Below are 25,099 nucleotides of genomic sequence, written 5' to 3'. Positions count from 1 at the left end.
CCCCTAAAAGGGGCGCTGTCCCCCGCCGCTCGTTATGGGGCGCCGCTCCCCTCCTCCCCCCTCTCCTAGAACGAGGTATGTCATGCGCACGCCCCGCCTGAGCAGACGAGCCGTCCTTGCCGGGAGTGCGGCCGTCGCCGCGGTCGCCGGTCTCCCCGCGCTGGGGTCCCAGGCGCAGGCCGCCGAAGCCGCCGATGCCCCTTCGTACCGCTGGCGCAACGCCGTCATCGGCGGAACCGGCTTCGTCACCGGTGTGCTGTTCCACCCGGCCGTACGTGGGCTCGCCTACGCCCGCACCGACATCGGCGGCGCCTTCCGCTGGGACAACGCCACCGCCCAGTGGACCCCGCTCATCGACCACCTGGGCTGGGACGACTGGAACCTCCTCGGCGTCGAGGCGCTCGCCGTCGACCCCGTGCACCCCGACCGGCTGTACCTCGCCGTCGGCACCTATGCCCAGTCGTGGGCGAGCAACGGCGCGGTCCTGCGCTCCGACGACCGCGGGGCCACCTGGACGCGTACCGACCTGTCGGTGAAGCTCGGCGCCAACGAGGACGGGCGTGGGGCCGGGGAGCGGCTCCTCGTCGACCCGCGCGACAGCGACACCCTGTGGCTGGGCACCCGCCACGACGGGCTGCTCAAGTCAACCGACCGCGGTGCCACGTGGGCGGCCGTCAGCGGTTTCCCGGCGACCGCGAGCTCCTCCGGGCAGGGCGTCACCTTCCTGGTCGCGACCGGGCGCGCCGTCTACGCCGGCTGGGGCGACGGCGACGGCACCTCGGGCACGGCGAACCTGTACCGCACGGCCGACGGCACGACCTGGGAGGCCGTACCCGGGCAGCCGTCCGGCACCTCCGCCAAGGTCCCGCTCCGCGCCGCGTACGACACGCACACCCGCGAGCTGTACGTGACGTACGGCAACGCGCCCGGGCCCAACGGCCAGTCCGACGGAAGCGTGCACAAGCTGCGCACCGCCACCGGCACGTGGACCGATGTGAGCCCCGTGAAGCCGGGCGGCACCACGTCCGACGGGTCGGCGGACACCTTCGCCTACGGGGGCGTGGCGACCGACGCCTGCCGTGCGGGCACCGTCGTCGTCTCGACCAACAACCGATGGGCCGACGGTGACACCGTCTTCCGGTCCACCGACGGCGGCCGTACCTGGGCGTCCCTCAAGGACGCGGCCGTGTTCGACGTATCCGAGACTCCTTTCCTCAACTGGGGTGGCGACAAGCCCAAGTTCGGCTGGTGGATCCAGGCGGTCGCCGCCGACCCGTACGACTCGAAGCACATCGTGTACGGGACCGGCGCGACCCTCTACGGCACCCGTGACCTCAAGAACTGGGCACCGCAGATCCGCGGCCTGGAGGAGACGGCCGTGCGCCAGCTGATCTCGCCCCCGGCCGGGGAGGCGCATCTGCTCAGCGGGCTCGGGGACATCGGCGTGATGTACCACGAGCGGCTCACGGCGTCTCCGTCGCGCGGCATGGCGGCGAACCCCGTGTTCGGGTCGGCGACGGGACTCGCGCAGGCCGCGGCCAAGCCGTCGTACGTCGTCCGGGCGGGCTGGGGCGACAACGGCAACGGCGCGTACTCCCACGACGGCGGGCAGACCTGGGCGCCCTTCGCGGGACAGCCCGACATCGCCAAGAGCGCACCGGGGCCGATCGCCACCAGTGCCGACGGCGGTACGCTGCTGTGGTCCTTCGTGCACTGGGACGGCACGAAGTACGCGGCTCACCGCTCGACGGACAACGGCGCGACCTGGTCCGAGGTCTCCTCCTTCCCGAAGGGCGCCACGCCGGTCGCCGACCCGGCCGACCCGACGCTCTTCTACGCATACGACACCGACACAGGAACGCTATACGCCAGCACTGACAGTGGCCTCTCCTTCACCGAGCGTGCGGAGGGACTGCCGTCCGGCGACAGCCAGTTCAAGCTGGTCGCGGCGCCAGGGCGCTCCGGTGACCTGTGGCTTTCCGTCAAGTGGAACGGGCTCTACCGGTCCACCGACGGTGGCGCGAGCTTCGGCAAGGTCGCCAGCTGCTGGGCCTCGTACACCCTCGGCTTCGGCAAGGCGGCCGACGGCGCGGACTACCCGGCGATCTACCAGGTCGGCGCGACGGAGACCCTCACCGCCGTCTACCGCTCCGACGACGCGGCCAAGACCTGGGTCCGCATCAACGACGATGCCCACCAGTGGGGCTGGATCGGCGAGGTCATCACCGGCGACCCGCGCGTGTACGGCCGGGTGTACCTCGGCACGAACGGGCGCGGCATTCAGTACGGGGAGCCTGTCTGATGCCCACGGACAAGGAACTGGCCTCCACGGACGAGGAATCGTCGCCCCCGCACAAGGGGCCGAGCATGAGCGACGCCACCCGCGGCCGCATCCTCTTCGGCGGCGACTACAACCCCGAGCAGTGGCCCGAGGAGACCTGGCACGAGGACGTACGCCTCATGAAGGAGGCGGGCGTCAACTCCGTCACCGTCGGCGTCTTCTCCTGGGCCAAGCTCGAACCCACCCCAGGGGCAAGGGAGTTCGGCTGGCTCGACCGGCTGATGGACCTGCTGCACGACAACGGCATCGGCGTCGTCCTGGCCACCCCCACCTCCTCGCCCCCGCCGTGGATGGGCCGGCTCCATCCGGAGACGCTGCCCCGCGACGAGGACGGCCGGATCGAGTGGTGGGGCGGCCGCCAGCACTTCGCCCACTCCAGCGCCGTCTACCGGCGATACGCCGCCGCCATCACCGAGGACCTCGCCGCCCGCTACGGCAGCCACCCCGCCCTCACGATGTGGCACATCAACAACGAGTACTGCACCTTCGACTGGAGCGACACGGCGGCCGCCGCCTTCCGCCGCTGGCTCCAGGACAGGTACGAGACGCTCGACGCCCTCAACACCGCCTGGGGCACGGCCTTCTGGAGCCAGGGCTACGACATCTGGGAGGGCGTCCTCCCGCCGCGCCACGCCCACTACATGAACAACCCCACCCAGGTGCTCGACTTCAAGCGCTTCACCTCCGACGCGCTCATGGAGTGCTTCGTCGCCGAGCGGGACATCGTCGCCCGGCACACCCCGCACATACCGGTGACCAGCAACTTCATGCCGTTCTGGCAGGGCCAGGACGCCTGGGAGTGGGCCGAGCGGGAGGATGTCGTCTCGGTCGACATCTATCCGGACCCGCGCGATCCGTTCGGCGGCCAGCACTCCGCGCTGATCCACGACATGACCCGCTCCCAGGCCCGCGGCGGCCCCTGGATGATCATGGAACAGGCGGCGGGGCCGGTCAACTGGCGCGGCGTCAACCACCCCAAGCCGCAGGGCCTCAACCGTCTCTGGTCCCTCCAGGCCGTGGCCCGCGGCGCCGACGCCGTCTGCTACTTCCAGTGGCGCCAGTCCCGGCAGGGCGCGGAGAAGTTCCACTCCGGCATGGTCAGTCATGCGGGGGAGCGGGGCCGGACCTTCCAGGAGGTCAAGCGGATCGGCGCCGAACTCGCCCTGCTGAGCCCCCGAGTGGCGGACAGTCAGGTGCGCCGGGACGATGTCGCCGTACTGCTCGACTGGAACGCCTGGTGGGCGAGCCAGCAGGCCGGCCGGCTCTCCTCCGAGATCGACTACCCGGCCGTCGTACGCGCCTGGCACCGCGCCCTGTGGGAGGCGAACACCACCGCGTCCTTCGCCCACCCCGAGCACGACCTGTCCGCGTACAAGCTCGTCGTCGTACCGCAGTCGTATCTCCTGACCGACGCGGCGATCGACAACCTCGTGGCGTACGTACGAGGTGGCGGCACCCTCGTCTCCGGCTTCCTCACCGGTGTCGCCGACGAGGACGACCGGGTGCGGCCCGGCGGCATGGACGAGCGGCTCCGTGAACTCTTCGGCATCCGTACCCTCCACGAGTGGTGGCCGCTCGACGCCGACGAGAAAGCCGACGTCGAGGGCTTCCGCGGCACGCTGTGGTCCGAGGAGATCGAGGCGGCGGACGACGTCGACTCCGTCGTCCCGTACAAGGGCGGCGAGCTCGACGGTCTGCCCGCGGTGCTGCGCAAGGGACGGGCCTGGTACCTCTCCACGCTGCCCGAGCCCGAAGCGCTCCGGACGCTGATCGCCTCGATCGCCGAGGGCGCGGGCGTCCGGCCGCCGCTCGACGGCCTTCCGGCGGGCGTGGAGGCCGTAAGCCGCGGTGATCTGCTGTTCCTGCTCCATCATGGGCGGGACACGGTCACCGTGCCCGTGCCCGGCCGCCATCGCGACCTGCTGACCGGCGAGGACGTCACCGGAGGCGTGGAGCTCGGGCGGTACGGGGTGGCTGTGCTGGAGGCGGCTCCATGAGCGAGCCCGCCCACGAGCCTGTTCACGAGCCCACGCACGAGCCCACGCACGAGCCCATCCGTGAGCCCGTCCGCGAGTCCATCCCTGAGCCTGTTCACGGCACCTGGGAGTCGATGCCCGCCGCCCGCTGGGAGGACGCCTTCCTGAGCGGGAACGGCACGCACGGCGCCATGGTGTTCGGTGATCCGAACGACGACCGGGTTGTCGTCAACCATCACAGCCTGGTCCGCCCGAACGGCAGCGCGAACGCCCGTCCGCCCGCGCTCGCCCACCGGCTGCCGGAGATACAGGACCGGTTGCTGGCCGGGGACGTCACGGCGGGGGAGGAGTTCACCGACGGGCGGCCGCTGCTGTGGGTGCAGCCCTTCCACCCGGCGTTCCAGGTGCGGCTGTGCCGCGCGGCCACGGAGTGGCGCGCGTACCGGCGGGAGGTCGACTTCTCCACCGGAGTCGTCGGCGCCGAGCACGGTGGGTGGCGCAGCGAGGTCTTCGTCTCACGCGCCGACGACGTCGTGGTCCAGTACGTCACCGAACCAGGCCTCACCGTCGACGTGACGCTCGACCACCGACTGCCGGGCGCGCCCGGCGACTTGGCGGTGGGACACAGTGCCGTGCTCACCGCCGAGGGCGCCGTGCTGACCCTGCGCGCCCGCTACCCGGACAGCGACCTGGCGTACACCGGAGTCACCCTCGCCGTGGTCACCGGCGGCCGGACCCGGACCGCGCTCTCCGGAGTACAGGTCGAAGGCGCTCGCTCGCTGCTCCTGCTCACCCGCGTACGGCGGCACCCGGGCGAACTGGACACCCTCGCCGAGGCCCGTGAGCTGAGGGCCCTGCTGCCCGACGCCCCTACCGAGGCCGGCGCCCCCTTCGAGGCGGACGCCTCCGCCGAGGCCGACGCCGCCGAGGCCGCGTACGCCCACCTCCTCGCCCGCCACACCGCCCTTCACCGCCCCGCCTACCTCCGAACCGCCCTCGATCTGCACGCCGACGGCACCGAACGAGCGCTCCCCGGCTCGGAGTTGGTCCAGCTGCCCAAGAGCCCGGCGCTCCTGGAGCGGCTCTTCGCGGCCGGCCGCTACCACCTGCTGTCCGCCGCCGGGACGCTGCCACCGCGGCTCACCGGACTGTGGACCGGCGACTGGGACACCGCCTGGTCCGGGGCGTTCACCACCGACGCCAACCTCAACCTCCAGACCGCGTCGGCCGCCGCGGCGGCGCTCCCCGAGGTCACCGAGGCCCATGCCGCCCTGATCCACGGCCAGTTGCCCCACTGGCGCGACAACGCCCGCGCGATCTTCGGCACACGGGGAGTCGTCGCCCCCGCGCACACCGACGGCGAGTCCGGCCACATCTACCACCTCAGCCGCGAATACCCCCTGCACGCGTGGACCGCCGGCGCCGACTGGCTCCTGAAACCGCTCGTGGACCACGACGAGACCCGCGGCGCACGCGACCCGCGGCTGGCCGCCGCGCTCGCCGAAGTGGCCTACTTCTACAAGGACTTCCTCACCCGGACCGACGACGCCGGACACCTCGTGATCGTGCCGTCGTACTCCCCGGAGAACCGTCCCGCCCACGCGAGCTGGATCACCCTCAACGCCGCCATGGACCTCTCCGCGGCCCGCCACGCCCTGCGCACGGCAGCCGACTACCACCCCGGACCCGACGCCGAGCGCTGGCGCGCGCTCGCCGACCGGCTGCCGCCGCACCGCGTCAACGCCGAGGGCGCGCTGGCCGAGTGGGCCTGGCCAGGCCTCGACGACACCTACGACCACCGCCACCTCAGCCACCTCTACGGCGTCTGGCCGCTCGACGAGATCAATCCGTACGACACCCCGGAACTGGCCTCGGCCGCCCATCGCGCGCTCGAACTGCGCGGCGCCGAGAACGACTCCGCGCACGGTCACCTCCACCACGCACTGGTGGCGGCCCGGCTGAGGGACGGAGAGCGGGTCGCGGGAGCCCTGGACAACGTCCTGGCCGGGGACTTCTTCCACGTCTCCCTGATGAGCGGGCACTACCCGAACCGGCACGTCTACAACGCGGACGCCGCCCACACGCTCCCGGCCGTGCTCATCGAGATGCTGATCCAGTCCACCCCGGACCGGCTCGTACTCCTGCCCGCGCTTCCCGCCGCGTACCCGAGCGGCGAACTCCGCGGTATCCGCACGAGGTTCGGTGCCGAGGTCGACCTCACGTGGAGCCCGGACGGTGCCACGGCCGTGGTCCGGCCGGGCCGCACCCACCGCATCGAACTCAGGACTTCCACCGGCGCGCGACCGCTCTCCCTGAGCGCCGGCGAAGACCGCGTCCTCACCCTGGGGCCGCGGTAACACTCCCCGACCCCCCATCCATGGAAGGGACACCATGGCACGTCGCACTCTGAACAGGATCACCAAGGCCCTCATCGCCCCCGCGCTCGCGCTCGGTGCGACCGTCGGCCTCGCCTCCGCCCCCGCCCAGGCAGCCGTCTGGAGCTCCTGCGACCAGTGGGGCAACACCACCCTCAACGGGTACACGCTCTACAACAACATCTGGGGCTCCGGCGCCGGCAGCCAGTGCATCTGGGCCAACTCCGGTACCAACTGGGGAGTTTGGGCCAACCACCCGGTCACGAGCGGCATCAAGTCGTACCCCAACTCCAAGAAGGTCGTCGGCAAGACGATCGCGTCGCTGTCGTCCCTCACCAGCACGTACAACGTGACCGTTCCGTCGACCGGCGACTACAACACGTCGTACGACATCTGGGACACCGACTACGACTACGAGACCATGCTCTGGGTCAACTACAACGGGAACGTCGGCGCGCTCGGCACCTCCCAGGGCACCCTCACGCTCAACGGCAACACGTGGACCGTCTACAAGGGCAACAACGGCTCGAACGACGTCTTCTCGTTCCTGCGCTCCTCGGACTCCACGTCCGGCACCATCAACATCCTGCCGATCCTGAAGTGGATCGCGAACACCAAGGGCTGGATGTCGAGCAGCGAGACCATCGGCGACGTGCAGTTCGGCTTCGAGATCACCTCGTCCTCGGGCGGTCTCGACTTCACCACCAACAACCTGACGGTCAGCAGCAGTTGACCGAACGGTAGCCGCGCATGAGAGTGCGGCCGGTCCCTCCCCCGGGACCGGCCGCACTTCCCTTTCCGCGCGGCTACTCCGCTACGGGCAGCCGCGCCCCGTCCCGCAGGAACAGCGGGATGCGGTCCAGCGGGGCGTCGACGGTCACGGACGCGCCCCCTTCGTACGTCTCACCGGTCCACGCGTCCGTCCAGTACGCGCCGGCCGGGAGGTACGCCGTACGGGCCGTCGCGCCCGCCGTCAGCACCGGCGCGACCAGCAGGTCCGGGCCGAAGAGGTACGCGTCGTCCACCGACCAGGTGGCCTGGTCGTCCGGGAACTCCAGGAACAGCGGGCGCATCACCGGCAGCCCCTCCTCGTGGGCCTCCCGCATGACGTCCAGTACGTAGGGCTTCAGGCGCTCGCGCAGCCGCAGGTACTTCTCCAGGATCGCGCCGGCCTTCTCGCCGTAGGACCAGACCTCGTTCGGGCCGCCGGTCATGTCGGGGCCGAGCGGCATGCCCGGGTCGCGGAAGCCGTGCAGACGCATCAGCGGGGACAGCGCGCCGAACTGGAACCAGCGGACCATGACCTCCTGGTACGCGGGGTCGGTCGGGTCGCCGCCGTGGAAGCCGCCGATGTCGGTGTTCCACCAGGGGATGCCGGACAGCGCGGTGTTGAGGCCGGCGGCGATCTGGCGGCGCAGGCTCGCGAAGTCCGTGCCGATGTCGCCGGACCACAGGGCGGCGCCGTAGCGCTGACTGCCCGCCCACGCCGAGCGGTTGAGGGTGACGACCTCGGTCTCACCGGCGGCCAGCATGCCCTCGTAGAAGGTGCGGGCGTTCTCGCGCGGGTACATGTTGCCGACTTCGAGTCCGGGGCCCGCGTGATAGCGCAGGTTCTCCTGGAAGCCGGGCTTCAGTTCCGGCTCGCAGGCGTCCAGCCAGAAGGCCGTGATGCCGTACGCGTCGAGGTAGTTGTCCTTCACCCGTGACCACAGGAAGTCGCGTGCCTCGGGGTTCGTCGCGTCGTAGAAGGCCACCTGGACGGTGGACGCGACCCCCTTGTCGGGCCAGTCGGCGTGCGCCATCGGACCGTACTCGGTGCCGATGAAGTAGCCGCGCTGCTCCATGAGCTGGTGGTTCTCGGAGAGCGGCGAGACCGACGGCCACACGGACACGACCAGCTTGACGCCGAGTTCCGTGAGCTCCCGCTGCATGGCCGCCGGGTCGGGCCACTCCGCCGGGTCGAACTTCCACTCGCCCAGGTGGGTCCAGTGGAAGAAGTCGCAGACGATGACGGACAGCGGGAGGTCGCGGCGCTTGTACTCCCTTGCCACTTCGAGGAGTTCGTCCTGGGTGCGGTAGCGCAGCTTGCACTGCCAGAAGCCGGCCGCCCACTCGGGCAGCATCGGCGTACGGCCGGTGGCGGCGCTGTAGCGGCGCTGGGCGTCGGCCGGGGTGCCGGCCGTGATCCAGTAGTCGAGCTGGCGGGCCGAGTCGGCCACCCAGCGGGTGCCGTTGCCCGCGAGCTCGACGCGGCCGATGGCCGGGCTGTTCCACAGGAAGGTGTAGCCGCGGCTGGAGGTGAGCACCGGGACGGTGACCTCGGCGTTGCGCTGGACCAGGTCCAGGACCGCGCCCTTCTGGTCGAGGAGCCCGTGCTGGTGCTGCCCGAGGCCGTACAGCTTCTCGCCCTCGTACGCGGCGAATCGCTGCTCCAGGCGGTGGTGGCCGTTGCCGGCCGGGGTGTAGAGGCGCGAGCCGGGCCACCAGAAGTGGGCGCGCTCCTCGGCGAGCAGTTCACTCCCGTCGCTCGTCCTCAGGAAGCGGATGAGTCCCTCGGCGCTGACTTCGACGGTCAGCGCGCCGACCGTCAACTGGCCTTCGCCGTCCTGGAGTTTGACGGTGCTCTCGGTGGCCTGGGGCTCGTCGAGAAGCGCGCCGGGGAGGTCCTCGACGACCGGGCCCCCGAGCCGCGCGCGCACGCGGACCGCGTCCGGGCCCCACGGCTCGATACGGACGGTCTCCTGGCGGCCGCTCCACTCCAGCGCGCCGTCCCGCTCGCGGAACGTGCCGACGGTCGGGGAGGACTGCGCGAGGCTGACCGTGCTGTGACTGGTCTGGTTTTCGGCAGGCTGATTCACGTGGGGTGCTCCTGAAGGAAGGAGTGGCGACAGACCCGGCGCGGCTCTGACAGTGCCGGGGCAGGTTGGGGTGCCGGGCGCCCTGATGGCGTACGGCGTGAGGAAGAGGAAGAGGGAGGGGAAGGAGGGGAAGGGGAAGTGACGGGCGAGCGGGTGGGGAGTCAGGAAGCGGTCGGCGCCGGGCCCGTGCTCGCCCGTACCGTCAACTCGGGTGCGATGAGCACGACTTCGTCCTTGCCGTGCCCTTCGAGCTTGGCGATCAGGTGTTCCACGGCGTGCCGGCCCATCTCCTGCGCGGGGATGGCGACCGAGGTCAGCCGCACCGAGGCCTGCGTGGCGACCTGGTCCGGGCAGATCGCGATCACCGACACGTCCTCGGGGACGGCGCGGCCCTGCTGGCGCAGGAGTGCGAGCAGCGGTTCGACCGCGGACTCGTTCTGCACGACGAAGCCCGTGGTGCTCGGGCGCTCGTCGAACACCCGGGCCAGGGTCAGGGACATCGCGTCGAAGCCGCCCTCGCAGGGGCGGTGCAGCACGCGCAGGCCCAACTCCCTTGAGCGGGACCGCAGTCCGTCGAGGGTGCGCTCGGCGAAACCGGTGTGCCGTTCGTAGACCGCGGGCGCCTCGCCGATGACAGCGATGTCACGGTGGCCGAGGAGCGCGAGATGCTCGGCACACAGCGCCCCCGTCGCGCCGAAGTCGAGGTCGACGCAGGTCAGTCCGGAGGTGTCGGCGGGCAGGCCGATGAGTACGGACGGCTGGTCCGTTCCGCGCAGCAACGGCAGCCGCTCGTCGTCGAGTTCGACGTCCATCAGGATCATCGCGTCGGCGAGCCCGCTGCCGGTGACCCGGCGTACCGCGTCGGGACCCTCCTCGCCGGTGAGCAGCAGCACGTCGTACCCATGGGTGCGGGCGTTGGTCGCCACCGCGATGGCGATCTCCATCATCACGGGGACGTACATGTCGGTGCGGAGCGGAATCATCAGCGCGATGATGTTGGACCGGCTGCTCGCCAGGGCCCGGGCGCCCGCGTTCGGGTGGTAGCCGAGCTCCTGGATGCTCCGCTCGACCCGCTGCCGGGTGCCCGCGGAGATGGACCGCTTGCCGCTGAGGACATAGCTCACCGTGCTCGCCGAGACTCCGGCGTGCTGGGCGACCTCGGCGAGGGTGACCATCCAGCTCTCCAAGCTTTGTGAAGCGCTTCGACAGTGCGCGTATTGCGGATAGGGCGAGTGAGGGTGGCTTGACACTAGCCCGGTGGAGAATCCGTGTCCATAGGTTGTCGAAGCGCTTCGACAACTAAATTCTTGAGTGCGTCACGGCAACCTCTCGGGTCTGCGGTGACCACTGAGGGGCGTACCCAGACCGTCCCCCGGAAGGACCCCCGATGCAACACCGTCGACCGCGCCTGTCCAAGAAGGCGAAGACGCTCCTCGCGAGCTCGGTGGCGCTCGCGGCCGCCGCGTCCGTCACGATCGCTCAGGCGGGCGAGGACAGCAAGAAGTGCGGCGCCTTCGACACCGTCACGATGGGCAAGTACTACGTCAACAACAACCTCTGGGGGCAGGACGACGGCACGGGTACCCAGTGCGTCTGGGACACCTCGCAGTCCGGTGACACCATCGGCTGGGGTACGAGCTACACCTGGTCCAGCAAGGCCGGCAAGGAGAACAACGTCAAGTCGTACGCCAGTACGGTCCTCGGCTGGCACTGGGGCTGGAAGGCGGACAAGGCGGCCACCGAGCTGCCCATCCGGGTCGGCGACCGCAAGCCGGTCAAGACCAGCTGGGACTTCTCGGTCAGCTCCGGCCCGGGCACCATGAACGTCGCGTACGACCTGTGGCTGCACGCCAAGAACAACGCGGACTGGCAGGACCAGCCCACCGACGAAATCATGGTCTGGCTGAACCGGCAGGGCGGCGCGGGTCCGCTCGGCACCAAGTACGGCAGCGTCAGCCTCGACGGCGCCATGTGGGACATCTACCAGGGCGACATCGGCTGGAAGGTGTACTCCTTCGTCCGCCGCACGAACACCACGAAGACCTCCCTCGACCTGAACGACTTCACCCAGGCGCTGGTCCGCCGCAAGCTGCTGAGCAACGACAAGTACCTCTCCGGCATCGAGTCGGGCAGCGAGGTCTTCCGGGGCTCCGGCCGGCTCGACACGAAGTCGTACTCGGTGGACATCGGCTGACCCCAGGGGGGGCGCATTGGGCCGAACGCTGCGCGAGGACTGGTGGGGTCTTCCGGAATCAGGTAAATACGATCGAGTAGCACCGGTCAGTAACGATCGCTCCGAAGAACGGTGTACGAGCCCAAGATCCCTATTCGCGGCGAGGTGAGCCTCATGTCCGCAACACCCCACCAGCCCACAGTCACAGAACGTGAGGCCCGACAGGTCGCCGAGGCCGCGCGCGAACAGGACTGGCGCAAGCCCAGCTTCGCCAAGGAACTGTTCCTCGGCCGCTTCCGGCTCGACCTGATCCACCCGCACCCGCTCCCGCCCGACGAGGACGCGCAGCGCGGCGAGGAGTTCCTCGCCAAGCTGCGCGACTTCTGCGAGACGAAGATCGACTCCGCCCGTATCGAGCGCGAGGCCCTGATCCCCGACGAGGTCATCACCGGGCTCAAGGAGCTCGGCGCCTTCGGCATGAAGATCGACACCAAGTACGGCGGCCTCGGTCTGACGCAGGTGTACTACAACAAGGCGCTCGCCCTCGTCGGCTCCGCGAGCCCCGCGATCGGCGCGCTCCTGTCCGCGCATCAGTCGATCGGCGTACCGCAGCCGCTGAAGCTCTTCGGCACCCAGGAGCAGAAGGACACCTTCCTGCCCCGCTGCGCCCGCACCGACATCTCCGCCTTCCTGCTGACCGAGCCGGACGTCGGCTCCGACCCGGCGCGGCTGGCCACGGCCGCCGTACCGGACGGCGACGACTACGTCCTCGATGGAGTGAAACTCTGGACGACCAACGGCGTCGTCGCGGACCTCCTCGTCGTCATGGCGCGCGTCCCGAAGTCCGAGGGCCACAAGGGCGGCATCACGGCGTTCGTGGTGGAGGCCGGCTCCGAGGGCGTCACCGTCGAGAACCGCAACGCCTTCATGGGCCTGCGCGGGCTGGAGAACGGCGTCACCCGCTTCCATCAGGTGCGCGTACCGGCCGCGAACCGTATCGGCCCCGAGGGCGCGGGCCTCAAGATCGCCCTGACCACCCTCAACACCGGCCGTCTCTCGCTGCCCGCCATGTGCGTGGGCGCGGGCAAGTGGTGTCTGAAGATCGCCCGCGAATGGTCGGCGGCGCGCGAGCAGTGGGGCAAGCCGGTCGCCTTCCACGAGGCGGTCGGCGCGAAGATCTCCTTCATCGCGGCCACGACGTTCGCCCTGGAGGCCGTCCTCGACCTGTCCTCCCAGATGGCCGACGAGAACCGCAACGACATCCGCATCGAGGCCGCCCTCGCCAAGCTGTACGGCTCCGAGATGGCCTGGCTGATGGCCGACGAGCTGGTCCAGATCCGCGGCGGCCGAGGCTTCGAGACCGCCGAGTCGCTCGCGGCCCGCGGGGAGCGGGCGGTCCCCGCCGAGCAGATCCTGCGCGACCTGCGCATCAACCGCATCTTCGAGGGCTCCACGGAGATCATGCACCTGCTGATCGCCCGTGAGGCCGTCGACGCCCACCTGTCGGTGGCGGGCGACCTGATCGACCCGGACAAGTCCCTCTCGGACAAGGCGAAGGCGGGCGCGAACGCCGGTGTCTTCTACGCCAAGTGGCTGCCCAAGCTGGTGACGGGCCCCGGCCAGCTCCCGCGCTCGTACGGCGAGTTCAACCAGCAGGTGGACCTGTCCCCGCATCTGCGGTACGTCGAACGCAGCGCCCGCAAGCTCGCCCGCTCCACCTTCTACGCCATGTCCCGGTGGCAGGGCCGCATGGAGACCAAGCAGGGCTTCCTCGGCCGGATCGTCGACATCGGCGCCGAACTCTTCGCGATGAGCGCGGCCTGCGTCCGCGCCGAACACCTGCGCACCACCGAGGAGTACGGCCGCGAGGCCTACCAGCTCGCCGACGCCTTCTGCCGTCAGTCCCGCATCCGCGTCGACGAGCTCTTCAATCGCCTGTGGACCAACACCGACGGCGTCGACCGCAACGTGGTCAAGGGCGTCCTGTCGGGCACCTACGAATGGCTGGAGCAGGGCGTCATCGACCCCTCCGGCGAGGGACCCTGGATCGCCGACGCGACGCCGGGGCCGGCCACGAAGGAGAACGTCCACCGACCCATTCGCTGACCCTTTCCCCAGGAATTCACCGCAGTCCCGTTCGCCATTCTGCCGCTTGCCGCACGGAAGTTGTGCGTCAACAATGAACGGAATGGCGAACGGGGACAGCGGATGCGCCAAGGAGTCGGGGAAGAAAACAGTCACGGTATTTCCGTACAGTTGACGCGCGCCCGCGGGGAGGCGTGGCGGCAGCTGAACGACTGCGCGTTGTCCCTTGTCGACGAGGTGCCCAGGCCGCCCGTGGCCTCCTTCGACGCCGCACGGATCCGGCGGATCAACAGAGCGTCCGGATTCTCCAGCGGGCCAATCGATGGATATCGGTTCTGGGGGAATTCCCATGGCAGGTAAAGGTCTGGACGCCCTCACCGGCAGGATCATGCGGGCCGGCGAGGGCAGGATGCTGCGCCGCCTGGAGCGCATCGCCGAACAGGTGGGCTCCCTGGGGGAGGAGTTCACGTCGCTGACCGACGAGGAACTCCAGGCGCTCACCCCGGAGTTCAAGGAGCGGTACGCGGGCGGCGAGAGCCTGGACGACCTGCTGCCGGAGGCCTTCGCCGCGATGCGCGAGGCGGCCCGGCGCGTCCTCGGCATGCGCCACTTCGACGTACAGATCATGGGCGGCGCGGCGCTCCACTCCGGCAACATCGCCGAGATGCAGACGGGGGAGGGCAAGACCCTGGTCGGCACGCTGCCCGTGTATCTGAACGCCTTGACCGGCAAGGGAGTTCACCTCGTCACGGTCAACGACTATCTGGCCGAGCGGGACGCCGAGTGGATGGGGCGCGCGTACCGGTTCATGGGGCTGACCGTCGGCGTGATCAAGACGCAGTCGACCCCGGCCGAGCGGCGCGCGCAGTACGCCTGCGACATCACCTACGGCACCAACACCGAGTTCGGCTTCGACTATCTGCGCGACAACATGGCGTGGTCGCAGGACGAACTGGTCCAGCGGGGGCACCACTTCGCGATCGTCGACGAGGCCGACTCGATCCTCATCGACGAGGCCCGCACCCCACTGATCATCTCCGGTCCGGCCGATCAGCCCACGCACTGGTACGAGGCCTTCGCCGCGTTCGCACTGCGGATGAAGGGCGTGCGCGTACTGGAGGAGCAGTTCACCACCCAGGCGGACAAGGACCGCCTCGCCCAGCTGCGCGCCCAGTACGACTACGAGTACGACCCGAAGAAGCGCACGGTCGCGGTCCTGGACCCGGGAGTGGAGTACGTCCAGGACCAGCTCGGCATCGACAGCCTCTACGAGTCCGACCACACCCCGCTCATCGGCCACCTCAACAACGCCCTCAAGGCCAAGGAGCACTTCAAGAAGGACAAGGACTACGTCGTCGTGGACGGCGAGGTGCTGATCGTCGACGAGCACACCGGCCGCATCCTCGCGGGCCGCCGCTACAACGAGGGTCTGCACCAGGCGATCGAGGCCAAGGAAGGCGTGACGATCAAGGACGAGAACCAGACGCTCGCCACGATCACCCTGCAGAACTTCTTCCGCCTCTACGAGAAGCTCGCCGGGATGACCGGCACCGCCATGACCGAGGCGGCCGAGTTCCACCAGATCTACAAGCTGCACGTGGTCCCGATCCCCACGAACCGGCCGATGGTCCGCCGCGACGACCCCGACCAGATCTACCGCACCGAGGAGGCGAAGTACGCGGCGATCCTCGCGGACATAGCCGAGAAGCACGAGCTGGGCCAGCCGGTCCTGGTGGGCACCACCTCCGTCGAGAAGTCCGAGGTGCTCTCCGCGCGTCTGCGCAAGCAGGGCATCCGGCACGAGGTGCTCAACGCCAAGAACCACCAGCGCGAGGCCCAGATCGTCGCTCAGGCCGGGCGCAGGGGCGCGGTCACCGTCGCCACCAACATGGCGGGCCGCGGCACCGACATCATGCTCGGCGGCAATCCGGACGCGATGGCACGGGCGGAGACCGGCGAGGACGCGGAGCCCGAGGAGCGCCAGAAGGTGCTCGAACGGGTCACCTCCGCGGTCGCCACCGAGCACGACGAGGTCAAGGAACTCGGCGGCCTCTACGTCCTCGGCACCGAGCGCCACGAGTCACGGCGCATCGACAACCAACTGCGCGGCCGCTCCGGCCGCCAGGGCGACCCCGGTGCCTCCCGCTTCTACCTCTCGCTCCAGGACGACCTGATGCGGCTGTTCCGCGCCAATGTGGTCGACCGGGTGATGGCCATGGCGAACGTCCCCGACGACGTACCCATCGAGAACAAGATGGTGACCCGCGCCATCGCCTCCGCCCAGGCCCAGCTGGAGCAGCAGCACTTCGAGTCCCGCAAGGACGTCCTGAAGTTCGACGAGGTCCTCAACCGCCAGCGCACCCTCATCTACGCCGAACGCCGCCGCGTCCTCGCGGGCGAGGACCTGAGCGAACAGATCGTCCACTTCATGGACGACACCGTCCGGGCGTACATCGAGCAGGAGACCGGCGAGGGCTTCCCCGAGGAATGGGATCTGGAACGGCTGTGGGGCGCGCTCAAGCAGCTGTACCCGATGGGGATCACCGTCGAGGACCTGGAGGAGGAGGCCGGAGATCGCGCGAACCTCACCGCCGACGGCCTGACCGAGGCGGTGACGGACGACATCCACGCCCGGTACGAGCAGCGCGAGGCCGAGCTCGGCGCCGAGGCACTGCGCGACCTGGAACGCCTGGTCGTCCTCTCCGTCCTCGACCGCAAATGGCGCGAGCACCTCTACGAGATGGACTACCTCCGCGACGGCATCGGGCTGCGCTGGACCCTCGGCCGGGAGCCGATCGTCGAGTACGAGCGCGAGGGCTTCGACATGTACGGCGCGATGACCGACGCCATCAAGGAGGAGTCCGTCGGCTACGTCTTCAACCTCGACGCCACGGCCCCGGGCGCCGAGACCCTCGAACGCCCGGGCCGTACCGACGGCCTCCACTTCACCGCACCGACGCTGGACACCGCCGAGGGTGTGGTCGAGGGTGACTTCACCCTGGCCGACGCGCCGCCGGACCAGCCCGAACTCCTGCCGCCGCGGGACGCCCCCGTTCCGCCCCGCGCGCGCACCAAGGCCCGTAGGCAGCGTCGGCGCAGGCGTTAGCAGTACTTGTCGCTGGGATCGTGCGTCGTCCACGAGCACGAGTCGACCTTGGAGCCGCTCGACTTGGTGAGGGTGGCGGTGTCGCTGGTGTTGTTCCAGACGTAGGCGCCGCGGTCCTGGTACTTGTTCGACGTGGTGTCGGTGCCCTTGCCGGTGTGCACCTTCATCGTCTTGCCCGCCCCGATCTTCACATTGGGGAAGGTGTACTTGTGGTTCGAGGCGTCCTTCAGGATCCAGCCCTTGACCGAGATCGCCGACGAACTGGTGTTCTTGATCTGCACCCACTCGCCGTTCAGGCTCGTGTTGGAGCGGTTGTCCGAGCCCGGGCTGTCGAACCAGACATGGTAGATCGTCACACCGCCGGCGGCCTGAGCCGGAGTGCTGAGAAACGTGCCCGTGAGAACCACGGCGCCCGCGAGCGCGGGCAGGGCAGCGCGTATCCGCATGAAGAAACCCCCCAGGGTGTCGTTCCCCGGCCGGTCGTCCACCGGCCAGTGGTGAAGTGCTATCACGTGATCTTCACGGAAGGTTCACGAAGGGGGGTTCTGGCCCACCGAGGATGCCGAAGTGGTATTGCGGCAGGAAGTGGGGGCGCGCTGTCCTGCCGGGGACGCGTTGCGGCCACAATGGAGGGATGAGCGACAGTCCAGCCCCCCTCGCTGATCCGCATCTTGTCTTCGACCCCGTGGACGGAGTCCGGGATGTCGTGATCCTCGGCTCCACCGGCTCGATCGGCACCCAGGCCATCGACCTCGTGCTGCGCAACCCCGACCGGTTCCGGGTCACCGCGCTCTCCGCCGCCGGCGGCAGGGTCGGACTCCTCGCCGAGCAGGCCCACCGGCTGCGCGTGCGGACCGTCGCCGTCGCCCGCGAGGACGTCGTACCGGCGCTGCGCGAGGCCCTCGCGGCGCAGTACGCTCCCGGCGAGACGCTTCCCGAGATACTGGCCGGAGCGGACGCCGCCACCCAGCTCGCCGCCTCCGACTGCCACACCGTGCTCAACGGCATCACCGGCTCGATCGGTCTCGCCCCGACCCTCGCCGCCCTGGAGGCGGGCCGCACCCTCGCGCTCGCCAACAAGGAGTCGCTCATCGTCGGCGGCCCGCTGGTGAAGGCGCTGGCCAAGCCCGGCCAGATCATCCCCGTGGACTCCGAGCACGCCGCCCTGTTCCAGGCGCTGGCCTCCGGCACCCGCGCCGATGTGCGCAAGCTGGTCGTGACCGCCTCCGGCGGCCCCTTCCGCGGTCGTACGAAGGCGGAGCTGGCGGACGTCACCCCCACCGACGCCCTCGCGCACCCCACCTGGGCCATGGGCCCGGTCATCACGATCAACTCCGCGACCCTGGTCAACAAGGGACTGGAAGTCATCGAGGCGCACCTCCTCTACGACATTCCCTTCGACCGCATTGAGGTGGTCGTGCATCCCCAGTCGTATGTCCACTCGATGGTGGAATTCACGGACGGATCGACGATCGCCCAGGCGACGCCCCCCGACATGGGCGGGCCGATCGCCATCGGGCTCGGCTGGCCCGAGCGCGTCCCGGACGCGGCCCCCGCGTTCGACTGGACCACGGCGTCGAGCTGGGAGTTCTTCCCGCTCGACAACGACGCGTTCCCGTCGGTCGGGCTCGCCCGGCATGTCGGGCAGCTCGCGGGTACGGCCCCGGCGGTGTTCAATGCCGCAAACGAGGAGTGCGTGGACGCGTTCCTGAACGGCACACTGCCGTTCAACGGGATCATGGAGACCGTCACACGGGTGGTCGAGGAACACGGCACACCGGATACGGGAACTTCCCTGACCGTCGCGAACGTCCTCGAAGCGGAGACCTGGGCGCGCGCCCGGGCCCGTGAACTGACGGTACGGACGACAACCGCGGAGGCTCGTGCATGACGACCCTGATGATGATCCTCGGCATAGTCGTCTTCGTGATCGGCCTGCTCGTGTCGATCGCGTGGCACGAGCTGGGACATCTGTCGACGGCCAAGCTCTTCGGCATCCGTGTGCCGCAGTACATGGTCGGCTTCGGCCCGACCATCTGGTCACGCAAGAAGGGTGAGACCGAGTACGGGGTGAAGGCGGTCCCGCTCGGCGGCTACATCCGCATGATCGGAATGTTCCCGCCCGGTCCGGACGGCCGTATCGAGGCCCGCTCGACCTCCCCCTTCCGGGGCATGATCGAGGACGCCAGATCGGCCGCGTTCGAGGAGCTCAAGCCCGGCGACGAGTCCCGCCTCTTCTACACGCGCAAGCCGTGGAAGCGCGTGATCGTGATGTTCGCGGGCCCCTTCATGAACCTCATCCTGGCCGTCGCGATCTTCCTCGGCGTGATGATGACGTTCGGCGTCCAGACGCAGACCACCACGGTCGGCGCGGTGTCGCCCTGCGTCATCCAGGCCAGCGAGAACCGCGACAAGTGCAAGAAGAGCGACCCGGTCGCACCCGCCGAGGCCGCCGGCCTCAAGAACGGCGACAAGATCATCGCGTTCAACGGCGAGAAGGTCACCGACTGGTCGACCCTCCAGTCCGACATCCGCGCCAACCCCGGCAAGGCCGTCACCGTCACCGTGATGCGCAAGGGCGAGCAGGTCGACCTGACCGCCCACCTGGTCAAGAACCAGGTCAGCAAGACCGACGGCAACGGCGGCTATGTCGAAGGTGACTACGTCTTCGCCGGCTGGTTCGGCTTCACGCCCGCCACCGGCATCGTCGAGCAGTCCTTCTCGCAGTCCGTGAACCGCATGGGCGACATGATGCAGAACGGCGTCGAGTCGTTGGTCGCGCTGCCCGGCAAGGTCCCCGACCTGTGGAACGCGACCTTCGGGGACGCCCCGCGCAAGGCCGACTCCCCGATGGGCGTGGTCGGCGCGGCCCGCATAGGCGGTGACGTCTTCACGCTGGACATCCCCGCTTCCCAGCAGGTCGCGATGATGCTGCTCCTGGTGGCCGGCTTCAACCTGTCCCTCTTCCTCTTCAACATGCTCCCGCTGCTCCCGCTCGACGGCGGGCACATCGCGGGCGCTCTGTGGGAGTCGCTGCGGCGCAACATGGCGAAGGTCCTGAAGCGGCCGGACCCGGGCCCCTTCGACGTGGCGAAGCTGATGCCCGTCGCGTACGTGGTGGCCGGAATCTTCGTCTGCTTCACGGTTCTGGTGCTCATCGCGGACGTGGTTAACCCGGTGAAAATCTCCTAGCAAGGCACTGTTCGCGGCGGCCGGGCACCCTGGGTGTCCGGCCGCCATCCATTGGGTGGGTTTAGAGGCGTGATGTGCTCGGGCGTTCGCCCGTGCCGTAATCTCGAAGCCTGGAGCCCACGATTCCGGGACCTTGATCCACAACTTGGGGTTGCACAGCAGATGACTGCGATTTCTCTCGGCATGCCGTCCGTTCCGACCAAGCTGGCCGAGCGCCGGAAGAGCCGGCAGATCCAGGTCGGAACCGTGGCCGTGGGTGGAGACGCACCGGTGTCGGTGCAGTCGATGACGACGACGCGTACGTCGGACATCGGCGCCACGCTCCAGCAGATCGCCGAGCTGACCGCGTCCGGCTGCCAGATCGTGCGGGTGGCGTGCCCCACGCAGGACGACGCGGACGCGCTCGAGACGATCGCCCGCAAGTCCCAGATCCCCGTCATCGCGGACATCCACTTCCAGCCGAAGTACGTCTTCGCGGCGATCAAGGCCGGCTGTGCCGCCGTCCGGGTCAACCCCGGCAACATCAAGCAGTTCGACGACCAGGTCAAGGAGATCGCGCGGGCCGCGAAGGACACCGGCACCCCGATCCGGATCGGCGTGAACGCCGGCTCGCTCGACCGGCGGCTGCTCCAGAAGTACGGCAAGGCGACCCCCGAGGCGCTCGTCGAGTCCGCCCTCTGGGAAGCCTCCCTCTTCGAGGAGCACGACTTCCGGGACATCAAGATCTCGGTCAAGCACAACGACCCGGTGGTCATGGTCAACGCGTACCGTCAGCTGGCGGCCGCGTGCGACTACCCGCTGCACCTCGGTGTGACGGAGGCGGGCCCCGCCTTCCAGGGCACGATCAAGTCGGCCGTCGCCTTCGGCGCGCTGCTCTCCGAGGGCATCGGCGACACGATCCGCGTCTCCCTGTCGGCACCTCCGGCCGAGGAGGTCAAGGTCGGCATGCAGATCCTGGAGTCGCTGAACCTCAAGCAGCGGCGTCTGGAGATCGTCTCCTGCCCGTCGTGCGGCCGTGCCCAGGTCGATGTGTACAAGCTGGCCGAAGAGGTCACCGCCGGGCTCGACGGCATGGAGGTCCCGCTCCGTGTCGCCGTCATGGGCTGTGTGGTGAACGGTCCCGGCGAGGCGCGTGAGGCCGACCTCGGCGTCGCCTCCGGCAACGGCAAGGGGCAGATCTTCGTCAAGGGCGAGGTCATCAAGACCGTGCCCGAGTCGAAGATCGTCGAGACGCTGATCGAGGAAGCGATGAAGCTCGCCGAGCAGATGGAAGCCGCGGGGGTGGCCTCCGGCGAGCCGTCGGTGTCGGTGGCCGGCTGAGAGTTTTTCGCCCTCGCCGCGACTGGCTCCGCCCCAGAGCCCGTGGGGTTGTGTGTCGGCTGCGGGCCGGTGGGGGCTGGTCGCGCAGTTCCCCGCGCCCCTAAAAGCGGGGCTGCGCCCCGCGATCCCCCGTCCGCCCCCCGTATTTCAGGGGCGCGGGGAACTGCGCAATCTTTTAGGGGGGTCTGGGGGCGCAGCCCCCAGGAACGGGAGGGGACGGGTAGGGGCGGCGGGGGCGAATACCGCCCCGGACAACGGGCGGCGCGGCTCAATCTCGCCAGGTACAGTGCGGAGATCAGCAGACCGTATGGTGAGGCCCCCGCACGTGTTGACCCAGACCACCACCAGGGTCCTCGAACCGAGTGACCTGGACGCCGCGCTCGCCGTCCTCGACCGCGAGCCGGTCGCGAACGCGTTCGTCGCGTCCCGGGTGCAGATCGCGGGCCTCGACCCATGGCGGCTCGGCGGCGAGATGTGGGGCTGGTACGAGGACGGCATGCTCCAGTCCCTGTGCTACGCCGGCGCCAACCTGGTGCCGATCTGCGCCACCCCGCGGGCCGTGCGCGGCTTCGCCGACCGGGCCAGAAGGGCCGGCCGCCGCTGCTCCTCGATCGTCGGCCCCGCCGAGCCCACCGCCCAGCTCTGGCGGCTGCTCGAACCGAGCTGGGGCCCCGCCCGCGAGGTCCGCGGCCACCAGCCACTGATGATCACCGACCGGCTGCCCGCCGACATCGCCCCGGATCCGTACGTCCGCCGCATCCGCAAGGACGAGATGGAGACGATCATGCCGGCCTGCGTGGCCATGTTCACCGAGGAGGTCGGCGTCTCGCCGCTCGCCGGTGACGGCGGGCTGCTCTACCAGGCACGCGTGGCCGAACTCGTCGGCTCCGGACGCTCGTTCGCCCGCCTCGACCAGAACGGCAAGGTCGCCTTCAAGGCGGAGATCGGCGCCGCGACCACCCGGGCCTGCCAGATCCAGGGCGTCTGGGTCGCGCCCGAATACCGGGGACAAGGCCTGGCCGCCCCCGGCATGGCCGCCGTACTGCGCTACGCCCTCGCCGACGTGGCCCCGGTCGTCAGCCTCTACGTCAACGACTTCAACACGGCGGCCAGGTCGACGTATCGCAGGGTCGGCTTCCAGGAGATCGGCGCCTTCATGAGCGTCCTGTTCTGAACCGCGCCCCTGTAATGGGCGCGAGGCTGTGACCTGTGCGGCTCCGCCGCGTGGGCGCGATCAGCCACAACGGACCCGCACCAGAACGACAACCCCCACCCTCCCTGTAGAGTCCCCGCATGCCGCGCTTCCCCGGTCAGGGCCACCGCAACCCCGGCGACGTGTTCATCGGCCCCCTGGATCTCACCGCCCGCGTCGACGAGGCGCTCGCCGTGCAGGCCATCGCCTTCGGGCTGGGGGCGGAAGAGATCGCCGTACGCCGGCAGATCGTGCTGCGTCACCTCACCTACCCGGGCGCCCGCTCGCTCGGCGCGACGACGGCCGACGGACGGCTCGTCGGGTTCGTCTACGGCATGCCCAACGACCGTACGCACTGGTGGTCCACCGTCGTCGAGCCGTATCTGCGCGGCCGGGGCCACGACGGCTGGCTCGACAACTCCTTCGTGATCACCGAACTGCATGTCCACCCGCGCTACCAGAACCGTGGCATCGGCCGCTCCCTGATCACCGGCATCACGGACGGCGCCGCCGAACCCCGCTCGATCCTCTCCGCGATCGACACGGACAGCCCGGCCCGCGGCCTCTACCACTCCCTCGGCTACGAGGACCTGGCCCGACAGGTCCTGTTCCCCAGCGCCCCCAAGCCGTACGCCGTGATGGGCGCCCCTTTGCCCCTGCGCCACCGTTAACCGATTTCCACCGTCCCGTACCGCCCGGCTAACCTCCTGCCATCACCCTTCAGCAGCAGGAGTAAAGAATCATGGCCCAGGTCCAGCGCATGTCCCGGTTGATGGTCAAGACACTGCGCGACGACCCGGCGGACGCCGAGGTACTCAGCCACAAGCTGCTGGTGCGCGCCGGCTATGTGCGCCGCACCGCCGCCGGCGTGTGGTCCTGGCTGCCGCTCGGCAAGAAGGTCCTGGCCAATGTCGAGCGGATCGTCCGCGAGGAGATGGACGCCATGGGCGCCCAGGAGGTCTCGCTCCCCGCGCTGCTGCCGAAGGAGCCCTACGAGGCGACCGGCCGCTGGGAGGAGTACGGCCCCGAGCTGTTCCGCCTCAACGACCGCAAGGGTGGCGACTACCTTCTCGGCCCGACCCACGAGGAGATCTTCACCCTCCTGGTCAAGGACCAGTGCACGTCCTACAAGGACCTGCCCGTGATCCTCTACCAGATCCAGAACAAGTACCGCGACGAGGCCCGCCCCCGCGCCGGCATCCTGCGCGGCCGCGAGTTCCTGATGAAGGACTCGTACTCCTTCGACCTGGAGGACGAGGGCCTGGCGAAGTCGTACGCCCTGCACCGCGAGGCGTACCAGAAGATCTTCGCGCGCCTCGGCCTGGACTACCGCATCTGCGCCGCCACGGCCGGCGCCATGGGCGGCTCCAAGTCCGAGGAGTTCCTCGCCCCGGCCGCGGCCGGCGAGGACACCTTCGCCGACTGCCCGAACTGCGACTACGCCGCCAACACCGAGGCGATCACGTATCCGCTGCAGCCCGTGGACGCGGCCGGTGTGCCCGCCCTCGAAGAGATCCCGACCCCCGACACCCCCACCATCGAGACGCTCGCCGCGCACCTGGGCGTGCAGGCCTCCGAGACCCTCAAGAACCTCCTCATCAAGGTGGACGGCGAGATCGTCGCGATCGGCGTCCCCGGCGACCGCGAGGTCGACATGGGCAAGGTCGAGGCGCACTTCGCCCCGGCCACCGTCGAACTCGTCACCGCCACGGACTTCGTGGGCCGCGACGACCTGGTCCGCGGCTACGTCGGCCCCCAGGGGCTGGAGAAGGTCCGCTACCTCGCCGACCCGCGCATCGCCCCCGGCACCGCCTGGATCACCGGCGCCAACAAGGAGGGCCTGCACGCGAAGAACGTCGTCGCGGGCCGTGACTTCGAGGTCGACGAGTACGTCGACGCCGTGGTCGTCCAGGAAGGCGACCCCTGCCCCTCCTGCGGCACCGGCCTCAAGCTGGACCGCGCCATCGAGATCGGCCACATCTTCCAGCTCGGCCGCAAGTACGCCGACGCCCTGAACCTCGACGTCCTCGGCCAGCAGGGCAAGCCGGTCCGCGTGACCATGGGCTCCTACGGCATCGGCGTCTCCCGCGCCGTCGCCGCCCTCGCCGAGCAACACGCCGACGAGCAGGGCCTGGTCTGGACCAAGGAGGTCGCCCCCGCCGACGTCCACGTGGTCGCCGCGGGCAAGGCCCTCCAGACCGAACTGGCCCTCGACGTCTCCGACAAGCTGGCCGCGGCCGGCGTCCGGGTCCTGGTCGACGACCGTGCCGGCGTCTCCCCGGGCGTGAAGTTCACCGACGCCGAGCTCATCGGCGTACCGCAGATCCTGGTGGCCGGCCGCCGTTCGGTGGAGGGCGTCCTGGAGCTCAAGGACCGCCGCACCGGTGAGCGCGAGGAGCTGACCGTCGACGAGGCGGTCGCCCGCCTGACGGCCCAGTAGTCGTAGGTTCCGGTAACCGAAGTGCTTGAAGTCTGCAATTA

Annotated in this window: 16 protein-coding genes; 13 read left to right on the top strand and 3 right to left on the bottom strand. The window is 69.6% G+C overall.

The genetic code is table 11. From position 1 onward, the window contains the following. Window positions 1-82 precede the first annotated feature (82 nt). The 4 genes from OIC96_RS13175 (at window position 83) to OIC96_RS13160 (ending at window position 7,425) form a co-directional block, all read left to right on the top strand. On the top strand, window positions 83-2,302 hold the full coding sequence (locus tag OIC96_RS13175) for a 1,4-beta-glucanase (protein ID WP_330307647.1): 2,220 nt from the start codon (window positions 83-85) through the stop codon (window positions 2,300-2,302). After that, window positions 2,302-4,338 carry a beta-galactosidase gene (locus OIC96_RS13170; protein ID WP_406502128.1) on the top strand — a complete coding sequence of 679 codons (2,037 nt, stop codon included), beginning with the start codon at window positions 2,302-2,304 and terminating at the stop codon, window positions 4,336-4,338. The genes OIC96_RS13175 and OIC96_RS13170 overlap by 1 nt, the downstream gene beginning before the upstream one ends. Window positions 4,339-4,451: 113 nt before the next feature. Then, entirely contained in the window at window positions 4,452-6,674 is a 2,223-nt protein-coding gene (locus OIC96_RS13165; protein WP_330310305.1) for a glycosyl hydrolase family 95 catalytic domain-containing protein, read from the top strand. Between the two features lie 34 nt (window positions 6,675-6,708). Beyond that, complete coding sequence (locus OIC96_RS13160; protein ID WP_330307648.1) at window positions 6,709-7,425, top strand: glycoside hydrolase family 12 protein; 717 nt, start codon at window positions 6,709-6,711, stop codon at window positions 7,423-7,425. A gap of 73 nt (window positions 7,426-7,498) precedes the next feature. On the opposite strand, the gene OIC96_RS13155 is transcribed toward OIC96_RS13160, so the two are convergent. After that, window positions 7,499-9,550 carry a glycoside hydrolase family 31 protein gene (locus OIC96_RS13155; protein WP_330307649.1) on the bottom strand — a complete coding sequence of 684 codons (2,052 nt, stop codon included), beginning with the start codon at window positions 9,548-9,550 and terminating at the stop codon, window positions 7,499-7,501. Between the two features lie 161 nt (window positions 9,551-9,711). Further along, window positions 9,712-10,725 carry a LacI family DNA-binding transcriptional regulator gene (locus tag OIC96_RS13150; protein WP_330307650.1) on the bottom strand — a complete coding sequence of 338 codons (1,014 nt, stop codon included), beginning with the start codon at window positions 10,723-10,725 and terminating at the stop codon, window positions 9,712-9,714. A 212-nt stretch (window positions 10,726-10,937) separates the two neighbouring features. On the opposite strand from OIC96_RS13150, the gene OIC96_RS13145 reads away from it, so the two are divergent. The 3 genes from OIC96_RS13145 (at window position 10,938) to secA (ending at window position 16,914) form a co-directional block, all read left to right on the top strand. Further along, window positions 10,938-11,744, top strand: coding sequence for a GH12 family glycosyl hydrolase domain-containing protein (locus OIC96_RS13145; protein WP_330307651.1), 807 nt, complete (start codon window positions 10,938-10,940; stop codon window positions 11,742-11,744). A 153-nt stretch (window positions 11,745-11,897) separates the two neighbouring features. Then, entirely contained in the window at window positions 11,898-13,829 is a 1,932-nt protein-coding gene (locus OIC96_RS13140; protein WP_330307652.1) for an acyl-CoA dehydrogenase family protein, read from the top strand. A 328-nt stretch (window positions 13,830-14,157) separates the two neighbouring features. After that, the gene (gene secA, locus OIC96_RS13135; RefSeq protein WP_330307653.1) at window positions 14,158-16,914 is read left to right on the top strand and encodes a preprotein translocase subunit SecA; all 2,757 of its coding nucleotides are present in this window, start codon (window positions 14,158-14,160) and stop codon (window positions 16,912-16,914) included. Here the strand turns inward: secA and OIC96_RS13130 are convergent. Then, window positions 16,911-17,360, bottom strand: a complete 450-nt coding sequence (locus OIC96_RS13130; RefSeq protein WP_330310306.1) for a lamin tail domain-containing protein — start codon at window positions 17,358-17,360, stop codon at window positions 16,911-16,913. The genes secA and OIC96_RS13130 overlap by 4 nt on opposite strands. A 188-nt stretch (window positions 17,361-17,548) precedes the next feature. Between OIC96_RS13130 and dxr the strand changes: the two genes are divergently transcribed. From dxr to OIC96_RS13100, 6 genes are all read left to right on the top strand, one after another. Further along, window positions 17,549-18,805: a 1-deoxy-D-xylulose-5-phosphate reductoisomerase gene (gene dxr / locus OIC96_RS13125; protein ID WP_330307654.1), complete on the top strand. Its 1,257-nt coding sequence runs from the start codon at window positions 17,549-17,551 to the stop codon at window positions 18,803-18,805. Next, the gene (locus tag OIC96_RS13120; protein ID WP_330307655.1) at window positions 18,802-20,106 is read left to right on the top strand and encodes a M50 family metallopeptidase; all 1,305 of its coding nucleotides are present in this window, start codon (window positions 18,802-18,804) and stop codon (window positions 20,104-20,106) included. The genes dxr and OIC96_RS13120 overlap by 4 nt, the downstream gene beginning before the upstream one ends. Before the next feature lie 162 nt (window positions 20,107-20,268). Further along, window positions 20,269-21,426: a flavodoxin-dependent (E)-4-hydroxy-3-methylbut-2-enyl-diphosphate synthase gene (gene ispG / locus OIC96_RS13115; protein ID WP_330307656.1), complete on the top strand. Its 1,158-nt coding sequence runs from the start codon at window positions 20,269-20,271 to the stop codon at window positions 21,424-21,426. Between the two features lie 325 nt (window positions 21,427-21,751). Then, the gene (locus OIC96_RS13110) at window positions 21,752-22,600 is read left to right on the top strand and encodes a GNAT family N-acetyltransferase (RefSeq protein WP_330307657.1); all 849 of its coding nucleotides are present in this window, start codon (window positions 21,752-21,754) and stop codon (window positions 22,598-22,600) included. A gap of 119 nt (window positions 22,601-22,719) precedes the next feature. Next, a complete protein-coding gene (locus OIC96_RS13105; protein ID WP_330307658.1) occupies window positions 22,720-23,289 on the top strand; it encodes a GNAT family N-acetyltransferase in 570 nt (189 codons plus the stop codon). A 71-nt stretch (window positions 23,290-23,360) separates the two neighbouring features. Next, complete coding sequence (locus tag OIC96_RS13100) at window positions 23,361-25,058, top strand: proline--tRNA ligase (protein ID WP_330307659.1); 1,698 nt, start codon at window positions 23,361-23,363, stop codon at window positions 25,056-25,058. The last annotated feature ends 41 nt before the right edge of the window (window positions 25,059-25,099 follow it).

It is taken from the genome of Streptomyces sp. NBC_00775 (assembly GCF_036347135.1).
Classification (GTDB): Bacteria; Actinomycetota; Actinomycetes; order Streptomycetales; family Streptomycetaceae; genus Streptomyces; species Streptomyces lutosisoli.
This window is presented reverse-complemented; position numbering and strand designations above follow the sequence as displayed.